We start from the raw sequence: 13,685 nt of genomic DNA, 5'->3' as shown, positions 1-13,685 counted from the left end.
TTTGAATGGTTGCAGCTTAGGCGCTCTGCCGCTTTGCTTTTCAGCGGCAGATTTGGCGGTTTCACGGCAGCACCGGCCAAGGGCGTCTAAAACGTAGAAAATACGCTTGCTGAAACGTTTAATCTAGATTGATCGGCACGTTACTCGATAATGTCCCATCCTTGAAGTCCAACTTGTCGGATGCGTTGCGACAATAGTCGCCTGCCCTAATCGGGTAGGATTGGCGAAAATGTTGCGGCAAGCTCGCAAAAACAAGGAAATCCCGGGTTGAAACTCAGTGATATCGCGCGGTTGGCCGGAGTGTCCGTGACCACCGCCAGCTACGTCATCAACGGCAAGGCCGAACAGCAACGCATCAGCACTGCGACCGTCGAGCGGGTGCGGGCGGTGGTCGACCTGCACGGCTTCACGCCAAACCCTCAAGCGGCCGGGCTGCGCAGCCGCCACACGCGCACGCTGGGCTTTATTCTGCCGGATCTGGAAAACCCCAGTTACGCGCGGATCGCCAAACTGCTTGAGCAAGGTGCGCGGGCACGCGGCTATCAGTTGTTGATCGCCAGTTCCGACGATGCGCCGGACAGCGAACGGCAATTGCTGCAACTGTTCCGCGCGCGCCGTTGCGATGCGCTGATCGTCGCCAGTTGCCTGCCCGCCGGCGATGATAGTTACCGCCAGTTGCAGGCCAAGGGCACGCCGATCATTGCCATCGACCGGGTCATGGAGCCCGAGCATTTCTGCTCGGTGGTCAGTGACGACCGCGAGGCCAGTCAGCACCTGACCCAGAGCCTGCTCGACCCGCAACCGAAGCAGATCGTACTGCTCGGCGCACGTCCGGAACTGAGCATCAGCCAGGAACGTGCCGCCGGCTTCAAACAGGCCCTTGTCGACTTCAAAGGCGAAGTGCTGGTCGAGCACGCAGAATCTTTCAGCCGCGAGTGCGGCAAGCAGTTGATGGAAGAACTCCTGCAACGCCTGGGGCATTTGCCCGACGCCTTGGTAACGACTTCCTACGTGCTGTTGCAGGGCGTGTTCGATGCGCTGCATGACTTCCCGCTGAAATCGCGGCCGCTGCGCCTCGGCACATTCGGTGATACGCAGTTGCTCGATTTCCTGCCGCTGCCGGTCAACGCCATGGCCCAGCAGCACCAGTTGATCGCCGACAAGGCGCTGGAACTGGCGCTCGCTGCCGTCGAGCAGTCGCAATACAAGCCCGGCGTGCAGGCCATTGCGCGGACCTTCAAGCAGCGTATTCACCGAGACTGAACCGTGGAGCTGATCGACAGCCACACCCACCTCGACTTCCCCGACTTCGACGCCGATCGCCCGGCATTGCTGGCCGAAAGCCGCGCCCTTGGGGTGCGGCGGATGGTGGTGTTGGGTGTATACGAGGGTAATTGGCAACGGGTATGGGATCTGGTGCGCAGCGATGTCGATTTGCACGCGGCGTTTGGCTTGCATCCGGTTTATCTCGATCAGCATCGTCCTGAAGATTTGACGGCACTGGGTGATTGGCTGACCCGGCTGCGCGGTCATCGACAGCTGTGCGCGGTGGGCGAAATCGGTCTGGATTACTTCATCGAAACGCTGGATCGCGAGCGCCAACAGTCGCTGTTCGAAGCACAGCTGCAATTGGCTGCGGACTTTGCATTGCCGGCGCTGATCCATGTGCGCCGCAGCCACGCCGCGGTGATCGCCACGCTCAAGCGCTTCAAGCTTGAACGCGCGGGGATCATCCACGCCTTTGCCGGTAGCCGTGAAGAGGCGCGGGAATACATCAAACTCGGTTTCAAACTGGGGCTGGGCGGCGCGCCGACGTGGCCGCAGGCGTTGCGTATGCATCGGGTATTGGCGGAATTGCCGCTGGACTCGATCGTGCTGGAAACCGATTCACCGGACATGGCGCCGGCGATGTTCCCAGGTGTCCGCAATACACCGGCGCACTTGCCGGCGATTTGCACAGCGTTGGCCGAGTTGATGAAAATCACCCCGCAACAACTCGCCGCCGCCAGCACCGCCAACAGCTGCGAAGTGTTTGGCTGGTAACACATCTCCCTGTGGAATCGGGCTTTTGTGGTGAGGGGATTTATCCCCGATGGGCTGCGAAGCGGCCCCAAACCATAGTTCACGTTTTATCAGATAAAACTCTGTTTCAGGTTTTGGGGGCGCTTCGCGCCCCATCGGGGATAAATCCCCTCGCCACAAAGGTTCGCACAAAGTTTTAAGAGATGACTCAGACGCGGAAGGCGCTGATCAGTTGTTTGAGTTCGACGACCTGGGCAGAGAGCGCGCGGCTGGCATCTTCGGTCTGGTGCGCGCCGTGGGCGGTGCGCTCGCCGGCGCGGTTGATCTCGACGATGTTCTGGTCGATGTCATGGGCCACAGCCGTTTGCTGTTCCACTGCCGCCGCAATCTGCTGGTTCTGATCGACGATCATGCCCACAGCGCCAAGGATGTTTTCCAGCGCCTGCTGGACTTTTTCCGACTGCCCGACCGTGCCGCTAGCCATTTGATGGCTGACCCCCATGGCCTTTACCGCCGCGCCGACCCCACCATGCAGTTTGGCAATCATCTGCTCAATCTCTTCGGTGGACTGCTGGGTGCGTTTGGCCAGCGTGCGCACTTCGTCCGCGACCACGGCAAAACCACGGCCCTGCTCCCCGGCGCGAGCCGCTTCGATCGCAGCGTTGAGCGCCAGCAGATTGGTCTGTTCGGCGATGCTTTTGATCACTTCCAGTACCCGGCTGATCGACTGGCTGTCACTGGCCAATTGGTTGATCACCCGCACCGACTGATCGATTTCGCTGGCCAGCGCGGCAATGCTGCCCTGCTGAGACTCGACCAGACCACGGCCACTGATGGTTTCATCATTGACGCTGTGGGCGCTGCTCACGGCTGCGGCGGCACTGCGCGCGACTTCCAGTGAGGTCGCCGACATCTGGTTCATCGCCGTCGCCACTTGTTCAATCTGCGTGCGTTGCCCGGCGACCGCCTGATTGCTCTGCGCCGAGACGTTTTCGACCTGTCCGGCTTGCCGCTCGACCTCACCGACGGTGTGGCCGACACGTTCGATCAAGTCGTGAATCTTCTTCACGGTGCCATTGAACACTTCGCCCAACTCGCCAAGTTCATCGCGGCTGTGAGCAACAAAGTTGACCGTCATGTCCCCCGCCGCGACCTTGTCCATCATCGCGCCGAGGCGCTTGAGCGTGGTGCGGGTCGAGGCGTAGAAACCGCCATAGAGATAGAAAATAAGCACAAACACCACCGACAACGCCACGGCCTGCAAGACCATGTGCGTGCGGTTATGCGCCAGACGTTGTTGCAGTTGAGTGTCGAGAAATTTCAGCGAGGCTTCGTTAAGCGCATAGGTCTTGTCCATCAGCGCGGTGACCTGATCGTAAAACCCCTGCCACGGCGCATCGAGGGTGTCAGCCATCACCACCTGTTCTTCGAACAGTTCGCTGGCCTGCTTCAGCGAGGCCCTGCTGTCGTCGGCCTGAGCGCTGAGGGTGTCACGCGCAGCTTTGCTGGAGCCGAGGGCGTCCTGCAGCTTCAAGCCGTACTCGGCCTGGAGTTTTTCAATCTTCCCCAGCAACTCATCGAAACGCGTGCTGGAGGCACTGTTGAGAAAACCCTGTGCCAGCGAATACGAGCCTATCGCCCGACCTTCGCCGAGGGTTTGGGTAATGCCTGGCGTGATCAGGGTCACCAGCTCGCTCAACTGGCGGATGTCACCCTGGTTGTCACGGCTCAGGCCGGCCTGGCTGGTGATGATCTGGCTGAAGATCTGCGCACTGCTGAGCAGCTTGCCGATCAACGCACTTTTGCTTTGTAGCGAGTTTTCCGCTTGCTGGGCCTTGAACGCGGCGATCATTTCATCGCGTTTGCCGTCGAACACCTTGATCTGCTCGGGATCGTCGGTCATCGCCGTCAGCCCTTGCAGACGCGCCAGCACGGTTTGCTCAAGGGTACTGATCTTGGCTTCGACAGTGCCGGCCTTGCCGGATTGGCCGAGGGTGACGTTGATCTGCACCAGATTGTTCAGGGTCTCCAGATCCCGGCGCAGGGTCAGGCTGCTGCCGAGCAGATCGAGACTTTGCAACTCGACGCGGGTGCCCTGAAATTCTCGATAGGAATCGCGCACCAGATAGAAATTGGTCACCAGCATCGGCACCAGGAACAGCACGCTGATCAAGCTGAACTTCATGCCGAAGCTCAGACGGTTCATCAGCGAGACGGCGGGATAGAGCAAGCTCTTCACTGGAAGTCTCCCTTGGTTTTTCTTGTTTTTATTGGCAGGCGCGGGGCGACAGCAGATAGCCACTATCGGGCGCCATCACTGTATAGCGCAAATCGGCGGGAGGTTTTGTAACTTAAGGTTAACGGTGCGAGGACAATACAAAACCATTGTGGCGAGGGGATTTATCCCCGATGGGGCGCGAAGCGGCCCCAATAGCTGAACAGGCGTTGTATCTGATAAATCGTGGAGGATGGTTTTGGGGCTGCTGCGCAGCCCATCGGGGATAAATCCCCTCGCCACAAAGGAGTTCGCTTTAGTTGGTTAGTGAATCAGGACTGTCCACATAGGAGTTCGCCCCAACTGGCTAGTGGATCAGAACAGTCCACAGGGCAAACCCGGCATACCACAGCACCGCCGCACGCAGCAGCAGTTCCCACAGGCTGTCGAGGGTGGTGATGCCTTCCGGCCCAACCACCGGCGGCGGGATCTCGCCCGCGACCAAACCGACCTTGTTGATCAGTTGTGCGGCGCTGATGTTCCAGTTCAGCAGCTCATGCAGCATGACCCGGCCAACCGCGACGAAGTTGCCGACCAAGGCAAAACTCGCCGCCAGCAGACGTACCGGCACCCAGTCGAAGGCGTGGCGCAGTTGCGCGGCACGTTCAACCAGTGCCGGGTTCTTGCCGTGCTCCTCGGCCAGCGCCAGCAAGCGATAGGCCAATGCGGCCACCGGACCGAGCAGGAAATACCAGAAAATCACTGCGAAGAAGCTTTGATAGGCCTCCCACAACAAATGCCCCTGCACGCGATCAAGCAATTGCTCGCCGCTGTCGGCGCAAATATTCAGATCGCGCTTGGCCACATGGGCCGCCGCCTGCAGGTCCTCACGGCGCCAGGCATCACGAAACGGGCCGAGGCCGCCGAGCAGATCGCCGCGCCCCAGACTGTAAATCACCACCAGCAAATGCACCGGCAACGCCAACAGGCCATAAGCCACCGGCTCCAGCACCACCAGCAACAGCGCCAACAATGCCACCGGCAACAGCACCAGAATCGTCAGCACCAGCCAGGGCTGTTTCGCCAGCCGCTGACTGCTTTCGAGTTTGTTCAGTTCGCGGATCCATCCGCCATCGCGTTGAAGCCGATGGCGCAGGGCCGAAAACTTCTCGATCCAGACCGCCAGCAGTAACACCAGAAAACTCATTGTCCTTCCTCTTGTGCCAGGGCTGCGCGGTAACGCGCCCAGTCGAATGCCGGGCCAGGATCGGTCTTACGCCCGGGTGCTATGTCGCTGTGCCCACAAATGCGGGCGCCGGTGATGGCCGGAAATGCTGCTTGCAACTGCTGGGTCAGCGTCGTCAACGCCTGATACTGCGCGTCGGTGAACGGTAGATCATCGGTGCCTTCGAGCTCGATGCCCACGGAAAAATCGTTACAGGTTTCGCGGCCGTCGAAAATCGACACCCCCGCATGCCACGCCCGCTCAAGACAGGAGACAAACTGGGTGACCTTGCCGTCACGTTCGATCAGAAAGTGCGCGGAGACGCGCAAGTCGGCGATCCCGGCAAAGTACGGATGTTCAGTGACATCCAGACGGTTCTGAAAAAATTCCTGCACCTTGCCCGTGGCGAACTGCGCCGGTGGCAGGCTGATGTTGTGGATGACCAACAGGGAGACTTCGCCCGCAGGGCGCTCATTGAAGTTGGGCGATGGGCAGACCTGCACCCCGTGACACCATCCGCTAGCGGGATCCAACTGCATACCGATTCCTTCAACGCCGACTGTGTTGGCGCCCAGTATGCCGTGATCGGCCCCCGGCGCGCGATCACTTGGCGCGATTGAGTCGCCGCAGATTGCCCAGCACTGACTCCAGCGCCCGGTCGAACAGCAAGGTATCGTCCAGCGCGCGCACTGCGCCGCGACGAAATTCCAGGGCGAGCCCGGTGCGACTGCGCTCGCGCACTTTCATCCCGGTGCGATCGACGAAGACGTATTTGCCCGTGGCCTCGATGATGGCAGCCAGTTTGCAGCGCAAGCTGTGTTCATCGTCTTCCTGAAACGCCACCCAACTGCCAAGGCGCAACTGATCGACCTGGCGCAGACCCGCGTCGTCATGGGGCAAACGGACCGAGGTCAGCTCCAGCGAGCCCTCGTCGGCGGCCTGCAAAACGATCTGCTGCGACACCTCGACCATCATCGCGGCCTGATCCGTCTCGGCAGAACGCTCCAGCACCCGCACATGCAGGGCTTCGAGTTCGCTGAAAAATTCGCTGGTTGCGAACGGATCGAACGCCGAACTGCTCAGGCCATCGCGCAGTGACTTGAGCAACCCCGGCACCAACGCCAGCAGGCGCAGGCTCGACTCGGCGTGGTCATGGCGCTGCACACTCCAGATCAGTTGTTCCATGGTCTGCACATCGGCCTGCCACTCGGCGGACTGATCGCCATGTTTGAGGCAGGTCAGCAGCAGCACTTTGCTCCAGGCATTCTGGACGAAGGTCACCACCGCTGGCGGCAGGACTTTACCCAGCAAGGCCTGATTCAACGCCTGCTCGACCCGGCGCCGGGCCAACTCGGTTTTTGCGCGTCCCTCTTCGGCATCGCGCAAACGCTGCTCAAGCAATTCACTGCGGCGGCGTTCATCGCTGGTGAATGCGAGGAAGTCGGCGAGCAACTCGGAAAAAATCGCCGGGTCATCGACAAAATCGGTCAGCAGGCGTTGCACCACTTGTTCGATGCGCACATACAAACTGTCGCGCGCCTCACTGTCGCAATCGCCCCAGCCCATGGCCGCGTCGGCAATTTCGTTGAGCAGGCGCCGCGCCGGATGACTGCTGCGGCTGAAAAAGCTTTTGTCGAGCACCGCGACCTTGAGCATCGGAATCTGCAAACGGGCGATCAGCGCCTTCAGCGAATCCGGCACGTTGCGATCGTCGAGAATGCAATCGAAGACCATGGCGATCAGGTTGATCACATCTTCATCTGCCCCGCCGACAATCCGCGACTTGCCGCTTCTGACGCTGACCCGCGTCAGCAGTTGTTCCAGCTGATTGCGCAGATCGAAGTCGTCCTGCGCGGCGAGTGCGGGCACGTATTGCTGCAAATGCGAAAGCAGACGCAGCAAATCGCGCGTGGTGATCGGTTGGGTGGCGCCACTTGGCTCCAGCGTCGGAGCAACGCTGCCGCGCACATGCAACAGCAACTCCTGCAGTGCGGCGAAGACCTCCTGCACGCTTTCGTCAGCGGGCGTCGGCTCGTGACTTTCTTCGCTGTAGACGCTGGCAGCCGCGCGATCAATGGCGCGCCGCGTCGGTGCTGGCTTCAACGCCGGAAGCACACCGGTGGCGAGCAGGAGCTGGTTGGCCTGCGCGTAAAGCTGTTCGGTGTCGGCGAGCACATAGCGCTCGAACAACTTGAGCAGGATCAGCTTGACCTTGATCTCCACGCCCAGATTGCGCCCGGCCTGCAAGAAGTACTCGCAGAGCATCGCCGGGCCGAGCGGGTTGTGCTGATCGTCGAGGGTATTGCCGAGCAAGGCGTTGAGCCGCGTGGTCAATTGATCGAGCGCGAAGCCGTCCCGCTTGAGCACACGACCGACCATGGTCTCGACCGCCACGCTGCGCTCCATGTCATCGGTGCGCGGCGCCGACTCTTCGAACATCAGCGTGCGCGGCAGCGCGTTGTGCGTGGAGTCGTATTGGGTGAGGCTGACGAAGGCCTCGAAAAACAGCTCGAGAAAGCCCCGCTCGATATTTTTGCGCTTGAGGCGCAGGTCGCGCATGGCCTCGAAAAAGATGTTCTGCTCGACATCATTCCGCGCACGATCAGCCATTTCAAACAGCGTGTCATCGGCGTTATCAAACAGCTCCTGCAATCCATGGCGCAGCTGCTGCGCGGCCTTGTCGCGAACCTGAAGCAGAATCACAGGCAGGCGGGCGAGCGGCGAGTGATTCGCCTGATCGGTAGCGGCCTTGTGCAAAGGCACTACTTTCCCGTCGTTGTGCATCCAAGCCTCCTGAAACGGTGATTCTTTTTGGCAGAAACATCGAGTGCGCTGCGGCAACACGATTCCCTGTGTAGGAGTGAGCCTGCTCGCGCTCACGATCGCGTCCTGTCTGTCAGCGCAGTAACGGTGGAACGAGCCTGATTGCAATCAGCCTCGCGCCTCTCGGCGTCATTCGGAAGATGCAGCCTTTACGTCAAAGCTATGACGTCAAATGCAAGGCGGATTATCTTGCAAAAGATGTCCCCGAATCTATAGCCGTCAGGGTTTCCCCTAGGTACCGGTACCTTGCACAGACCACGCTCGCCGGGTGTTTGCTCAAAGAAATTCGACCGGATGCAGTCAAGCACGCGAGTTCTCGCCTTGGGTTGGCCGATGCCATGCCCCTATAATCGAACCACTTTGTTTGTGGAGCCCGTTATGCCGAATCTACGTCTCGCCGATTTGACCGCCGAAATCGAAGCCAACGTGCGCCGTGCGTTACTCGAAGACGTCGGCAGCGGCGACATCACCGCGCAACTGATCCCGGCCGAACGCCTGGCCAAAGCCACCATCATCACTCGTGACGAAGCCGTCATCTGCGGCACCGCGTGGGTCGATGCGGTGTTCCGTCAGCTCGATCCGCGCGTCGCGGTGCATTGGCAAGTGGTCGATGGCGAGCGGGTCAAACCCAATCAGCCGCTGTTTCATCTGGAAGGCCCGGCGCGCTCGCTGCTGACCGGTGAGCGCAGTGCGCTGAACTTCCTGCAACTGCTGTCAGGTGTGGCCACGCGCGCGCAGTACCTCGCAGACTTCGTCGGCGCTACTGACGTCAAGCTGCTCGATACCCGTAAAACCCTGCCGGGCCTGCGCCTGGCGCAGAAATACGCAGTAACCTGCGGTGGCTGCCACAACCACCGCATCGGTCTGTACGACGCCTTCCTGATCAAGGAAAACCACATCGCAGCCAGCGGCGGCATCCCGCAAGCCATTGCCGCCGCGCACAAGATCGCGCCGGGCAAACCGGTGGAAATCGAAGTGGAAAGCCTGGAAGAACTGAAGGAAGCGCTGGCGGCCGGCGCCGACATCATCATGCTCGACGAACTGAGCCTGGATGACATGCGCGAAGCCGTGCGCCTGAACGGCGGCAAGGCGAAACTGGAGGCCAGTGGTGGCATCAACGAGAGCACGCTGTTGCCAATCGCTGAAACCGGGGTGGATTACATCTCGATCGGCGCGATGACCAAGGATGTCAAAGCCGTCGATCTGTCGATGCGCTTGAGCCTCTGAGGCTTCGCGCAATAAAAAACGCCAGCCCGGTTGAGGCTGGCGTTTTTGTTTCAGACCACCAGATTGTTCATCTCGCAGTACTCATCCCACTCGACACCCAGTACTTCGGCCGCCTCTTTGTGCAGCACGAGGCGCTGCGCCTCGAACTCCTCCGGCGTGCTCGTGTACTTGAGCGTCAGCTCCCACGGCTGCAGGCCCTGAGCTTCGGCTTCGTCTTCGAAGGCCCACTGAATCTGATCTTTTTGATCATCAGGACTCAGGTCCTTGATCTCGTCCTTCAGGTCCGGTACGTCCAGAATGTACTTTTCCAGCGCTTGTTCGTGACGTTGCTCTTGAGTTAGTTCGGTCATGGCGTTCTCGTTGATCGTAAGAATGGAGGATGGATCTGGATCATCAAGGATCTCTCTGACGCGGATTTGTCCGGCCTTCGGAACCATTCGGGATCATCTGAAAACTGCTAAGCGATGCTCATGCAGGCACCGAATATAGGACGTTTGCATGACGAATTACACGGCTCTTTACATCTCTCGCACAAAAAGTTGACCTGCGGAACATAAATGCACTTTTCCAGTCATAGCGATGTGCCAGTTCGGCACTCATCTTCGCTGTTCACAAGGAAAACCAGTGATGCGCAGCTTTTCAAAAATCTCTTCTGTTGTGTCCGCTACCACGCTGCTTGCCGTTCTGGCGCTTCCCGCCAGCGCGATGGCGGTTGAGCTGAGCTCCAGCAGCCCGTCCTACGGCGACAAGGTTTCGCTGATTCACAACGATTACGGCAAAGACGTAGTGATCAGAAGCGATATCAGCATCGATGAACTGAAAAAAATGCGTGACACGATCAGCGAGCAATCGCGCCAGATCGAAGACCTCAAGCGCAGCGGCGGTTCGAGCTCAAACTCCAGCAGCAGGGACATCGATGACCTGAAGAACAAGATCAAGGAACAGGATCGTGAGCTGGACACGCTCGGTCGTCAGGTCGAAGACCTCAAGCGCAACAGCGGTTCGAGCTCAAGCTCGAGCAGCAGCGAGATTTCCAATCTGAAACAGAAGATCAATGATCAGGATCGGGCCATGGATCAGCTCAAACGTACCGTCGAGGACCTGAGCCGCAAGGTGAAATAAAGAGGTTGGTGCCCGAGACAGGAATCGAACCTGCGACCTTCGCGTTACGAGTGCGCTGCTCTACCGGCTGAGCTACACGGGCGGTGGGCTAAACCTAGCACCGGTCGTGTGCTGCGGCAAATTTGTGGGTTGCCTGATGGTTATCTCTTGAAACTCCCATTTGTGGCGAGGGGATTTATCCCCGTTCGGCAGCGCAGCGGCCGTGAATCCAACACCTCGGTGTTTCAGGCAGTCCGCAGTGTCTGGTTTTACGACTGCTGCGCAGCCGAACGGGGATAAATCCCCTCGCCACAATTGCTTTATGCCAGACAAAAAAAATGCCCCGCCGTTTTCACGGCGGGGCATTTTCATTGCGCTAACGCCTTGGGGTAATTAAACGCCCGAAGCCTTTGCAGCTGCCACGTCTTTGATGGACAGCTTGATACGGCCGCGGTTGTCCACGTCCAGTACCAGCACTTCCACTTCCTGGCCTTCTTTCAGGATATCGGTCACTTTCTCTACGCGAGCGTCGCTCAGCATCGAGATGTGCACCAGACCGTCCTTGCCCGGCAGGATGTTGACGAATGCGCCGAAGTCGACGATGCGCTCAACCTTGCCCACGTAGATCTTGCCGATCTCGGCTTCAGCGGTGATGCCCAGAACGCGCTGACGTGCAGCTTCAGCAGCTTCCTTGGTTTCGCCGAAGATCTTGATCGAACCGTCGTCTTCGATGTCGATCGAAGCCTTGGTTTCTTCGCAGATCGCACGGATGGTCGCGCCACCTTTACCGATAACGTCACGGATCTTGTCGGTGTCGATTTTCATCGCGATCATGGTCGGAGCGTTGGCCGACAGTTCGGTACGCGACTGGCCGATGATCTGGTTCATCTGACCGAGGATGTTCAGGCGCGCTTCCAGGGCTTGGCCCAGAGCGATCTCCATGATTTCTTCGGTGATGCCTTTGATCTTGATGTCCATCTGCAGCGCAGTAACGCCTTTGGCGGTACCGGCTACTTTGAAGTCCATGTCGCCCAGGTGGTCTTCGTCACCGAGGATGTCGGTCAGGACGGCGAATTTCTCGCCTTCTTTAACCAGACCCATGGCGATACCGGCAACCGGCGCCTTCATCGGCACGCCAGCGTCCATCAAGGCCAGGGAAGCGCCGCAAACGGAAGCCATCGAGCTCGAACCGTTGGATTCGGTGATTTCCGAAACCACACGGATGGTGTACGGGAACACGTCAGCGGCTGGCAGCATGGCCGAAACCGAACGACGGGCCAGACGGCCGTGGCCGATTTCACGACGACCAGCGCCACCCATGCGACCACACTCGCCCACCGAGAACGGAGGGAAGTTGTAGTGCAGCATGAACGGGTCTTTTTTCTCGCCTTCCAGGGTGTCCAGCAGCTGTGCGTCACGGGCAGTGCCCAGAGTCGCGACTACCAGAGCCTGGGTTTCACCACGGGTGAACAGCGCCGAACCGTGAGTCTTCGGCAGAACGCCGACTTCGATGTTCAGCGGACGTACGGTTTTGGTGTCGCGACCGTCGATACGTGGCTTGCCGTTTACGATGTTTTCGCGAACGGTGCGGTATTCGATTTCGCCGAAAGCAGCTTTGACTTCGCTGGACGAAGGCTGGCCTTCTTCACCGGACAGCTTGGCAACCACCTGATCCTTCAGCTCACCCAGGCGAGCGTAACGGTCGGCCTTGATGGTGATGGTGTAAGCCTGGGAGATCGCGTCGCCGAACTCGGCACGGATAGCGCCCAGCAGTTCGGTGGCTTCTGGAGCAGGAGCCCAGTTCCAGGTTGGCTTGGCAGCTTCAGCGGCCAGTTCTTTGACGGCGTTGATCACCACCTGGAACTCGTCGTGAGCAAACAGTACCGCGCCCAGCATCTGGTCTTCGGTCAGCTCTTTGGCTTCCGATTCAACCATCAGGACGGCGTCGGAAGTACCGGCAACGACCATGTCCAGGCTCGAAGCAGCTTGTTGCTCGTAAGTCGGGTTCAGCAGGTAGCCGGTGCTTTCGTGGAAAGCAACGCGAGCAGCGCCGATCGGGCCGTCAAACGGGATGCCCGAGATAGCCAGGGCAGCCGAGGTACCGATCATCGCAGCGATGTCCGGATCGGTCTTCTTGCTGGTGGAAACGACGGTGCAGACAACCTGCACTTCGTTCATGAAGCCTTCTGGGAACAGCGGACGGATCGGACGGTCGATCAGTCGGGAAGTCAGGGTTTCTTTCTCGGAAGGACGGCCTTCACGCTTGAAGAAACCGCCAGGGATCTTACCGGCAGCGTAAGTCTTTTCCTGGTAGTGAACCGACAGAGGGAAGAAGCCCTTGCCTGGATCAGCTTGTTTTGCACCGACTACAGTCACCAATACGCTGACGTCGTCGTCAACGGTGACCAATACTGCGCCGGAGGCCTGACGGGCGATACGGCCAGTCTCGAGGGTAACGGTCGATTGACCGAACTGGAATTTTTTGATTACCGGGTTCACGGTGTCCTACCTTCTTTGTGGCTCTTGGGGGAACTGGTTTCTTGCGAATTCTTGGGCAATGTCGGGAATCGGCCCAACGCCTGTCCAGGGTAAAACGTGTATCCAGATAAAACTTGAGGCTGGGAGCCTGCAAGCCGCCGGCGGTAAACCGCAGACGTCCGACAGACAACCAACCTCATAGCGCAATCGCTGATTAGCGACGCAGACCCAGGCGACCGATCAGAGTCTGATAACGACCCAGATCCTTGCCTTTCAGGTAGTCCAGCAGCTTGCGACGCTGGTTTACCATGCGGATCAGACCACGACGGGAGTGGTGATCTTTACCGTTGGCCTTGAAGTGACCTTGCAGCTTGTTGATGTTGTGGGTCAGCAGTGCAACTTGCACCTCTGGCGAACCAGTGTCACCAACAGCTTGCTGGTAGTCAGCAACGATTTGAGCTTTTTCTTGAACGTCGAGAGCCATGAGGCAATCCTTTTATCAGGAAACTGTTTCAGGGAAACAGCTTCAACAGGCCAGGGACAAATCCCTGTATCTATAAATGAGTCGTGACCGTGCCTGTTAACAGCCACACT

Annotated in this window: 11 protein-coding genes, 1 tRNA gene and 1 pseudogene; 4 read left to right on the top strand and 9 right to left on the bottom strand. The window is 59.1% G+C overall.

Annotated elements, in window-relative coordinates; all coding sequences use genetic code 11:
- Nucleotides 1-267: 267 nt before the first annotated feature.
- A complete protein-coding gene (cra, locus tag ACQ4MY_RS00535; protein WP_158830214.1) occupies nt 268-1,263 on the top strand; it encodes a catabolite repressor/activator in 996 nt (331 codons plus the stop codon).
- 3 nt (nt 1,264-1,266) lie between these two features.
- The gene (locus ACQ4MY_RS00530; RefSeq protein WP_440093140.1) at nt 1,267-2,043 is read left to right on the top strand and encodes a TatD family hydrolase; all 777 of its coding nucleotides are present in this window, start codon (nt 1,267-1,269) and stop codon (nt 2,041-2,043) included.
- A gap of 187 nt (nt 2,044-2,230) precedes the next feature.
- Here ACQ4MY_RS00530 and ACQ4MY_RS00525 read toward each other — a convergent pair whose 3' ends face one another.
- The 5 genes and pseudogenes from ACQ4MY_RS00525 to ACQ4MY_RS00505 form a co-directional block, all read right to left on the bottom strand.
- A complete protein-coding gene (locus ACQ4MY_RS00525; protein ID WP_440093643.1) occupies nt 2,231-2,935 on the bottom strand; it encodes a methyl-accepting chemotaxis protein in 705 nt (234 codons plus the stop codon).
- A 153-nt stretch (nt 2,936-3,088) separates the two neighbouring features.
- Nucleotides 3,089-3,292, bottom strand: a pseudogene (locus ACQ4MY_RS00520) (HAMP domain-containing protein); the annotation flags it as partial.
- A 1,312-nt stretch (nt 3,293-4,604) separates the two neighbouring features.
- On the bottom strand, nt 4,605-5,444 hold the full coding sequence (gene ampE, locus ACQ4MY_RS00515; RefSeq protein ID WP_008088362.1) for a regulatory signaling modulator protein AmpE: 840 nt from the start codon (nt 5,442-5,444) through the stop codon (nt 4,605-4,607).
- A complete protein-coding gene (gene ampD / locus ACQ4MY_RS00510) occupies nt 5,441-6,001 on the bottom strand; it encodes a 1,6-anhydro-N-acetylmuramyl-L-alanine amidase AmpD (RefSeq protein WP_008088360.1) in 561 nt (186 codons plus the stop codon). The genes ampE and ampD overlap by 4 nt, the downstream gene beginning before the upstream one ends.
- Before the next feature lie 64 nt (nt 6,002-6,065).
- A complete protein-coding gene (locus ACQ4MY_RS00505; RefSeq protein WP_440093136.1) occupies nt 6,066-8,246 on the bottom strand; it encodes a DUF1631 domain-containing protein in 2,181 nt (726 codons plus the stop codon).
- Between the two features lie 417 nt (nt 8,247-8,663).
- On the opposite strand from ACQ4MY_RS00505, the gene nadC reads away from it, so the two are divergent.
- A complete protein-coding gene (nadC, locus tag ACQ4MY_RS00500) occupies nt 8,664-9,512 on the top strand; it encodes a carboxylating nicotinate-nucleotide diphosphorylase (RefSeq protein ID WP_008088355.1) in 849 nt (282 codons plus the stop codon).
- A 50-nt stretch (nt 9,513-9,562) separates the two neighbouring features.
- Here nadC and ACQ4MY_RS00495 read toward each other — a convergent pair whose 3' ends face one another.
- Nucleotides 9,563-9,862: a DUF6388 family protein gene (locus tag ACQ4MY_RS00495; protein ID WP_008088353.1), complete on the bottom strand. Its 300-nt coding sequence runs from the start codon at nt 9,860-9,862 to the stop codon at nt 9,563-9,565.
- A gap of 277 nt (nt 9,863-10,139) precedes the next feature.
- Here ACQ4MY_RS00495 and ACQ4MY_RS00490 point away from each other — a divergent pair, with 277 nt between their 5' ends.
- Entirely contained in the window at nt 10,140-10,634 is a 495-nt protein-coding gene (locus ACQ4MY_RS00490) for a hypothetical protein (protein ID WP_440093133.1), read from the top strand.
- A 6-nt stretch (nt 10,635-10,640) separates the two neighbouring features.
- On the opposite strand, the gene ACQ4MY_RS00485 is transcribed toward ACQ4MY_RS00490, so the two are convergent.
- The 3 genes from ACQ4MY_RS00485 to rpsO form a co-directional block, all read right to left on the bottom strand.
- Nucleotides 10,641-10,716: transfer RNA gene (locus ACQ4MY_RS00485), tRNA-Thr, on the bottom strand.
- 290 nt (nt 10,717-11,006) lie between these two features.
- On the bottom strand, nt 11,007-13,112 hold the full coding sequence (pnp, locus tag ACQ4MY_RS00480) for a polyribonucleotide nucleotidyltransferase (protein ID WP_008088348.1): 2,106 nt from the start codon (nt 13,110-13,112) through the stop codon (nt 11,007-11,009).
- Between the two features lie 193 nt (nt 13,113-13,305).
- The gene (gene rpsO / locus ACQ4MY_RS00475; protein WP_003177875.1) at nt 13,306-13,575 is read right to left on the bottom strand and encodes a 30S ribosomal protein S15; all 270 of its coding nucleotides are present in this window, start codon (nt 13,573-13,575) and stop codon (nt 13,306-13,308) included.
- Nucleotides 13,576-13,685: the final 110 nt, after the last annotated feature.

The sequence above is a fragment of the Pseudomonas sp. SM4 genome (assembly GCF_051913165.1).
In the GTDB taxonomy this organism is placed as follows: domain Bacteria; phylum Pseudomonadota; class Gammaproteobacteria; order Pseudomonadales; family Pseudomonadaceae; genus Aquipseudomonas.
Note: the sequence above shows the minus strand (reverse complement) of the source record. Positions and strands in the feature narration are given on the sequence as shown.

Excerpts from the sequence above, each read along its gene's own strand:
- ACQ4MY_RS00525 (WP_440093643.1), bottom strand. The coding sequence starts at position 2,935 with ATGTCGGCGACCTCACTGGAAGTCGCGCGCAGTGCCGCCGCAGCCGTG.
- ACQ4MY_RS00490 (WP_440093133.1), top strand. The coding sequence starts at position 10,140 with ATGCGCAGCTTTTCAAAAATCTCTTCTGTTGTGTCCGCTACCACGCTG.
- ampE (WP_008088362.1), bottom strand. The coding sequence starts at position 5,444 with ATGAGTTTTCTGGTGTTACTGCTGGCGGTCTGGATCGAGAAGTTTTCG.
- ACQ4MY_RS00495 (WP_008088353.1), bottom strand. The coding sequence starts at position 9,862 with ATGACCGAACTAACTCAAGAGCAACGTCACGAACAAGCGCTGGAAAAG.
- ampD (WP_008088360.1), bottom strand. The coding sequence starts at position 6,001 with ATGCAGTTGGATCCCGCTAGCGGATGGTGTCACGGGGTGCAGGTCTGC.
- nadC (WP_008088355.1), top strand. The coding sequence starts at position 8,664 with ATGCCGAATCTACGTCTCGCCGATTTGACCGCCGAAATCGAAGCCAAC.
- ACQ4MY_RS00505 (WP_440093136.1), bottom strand. The coding sequence starts at position 8,246 with ATGCACAACGACGGGAAAGTAGTGCCTTTGCACAAGGCCGCTACCGAT.
- rpsO (WP_003177875.1), bottom strand. The coding sequence starts at position 13,575 with ATGGCTCTCGACGTTCAAGAAAAAGCTCAAATCGTTGCTGACTACCAG.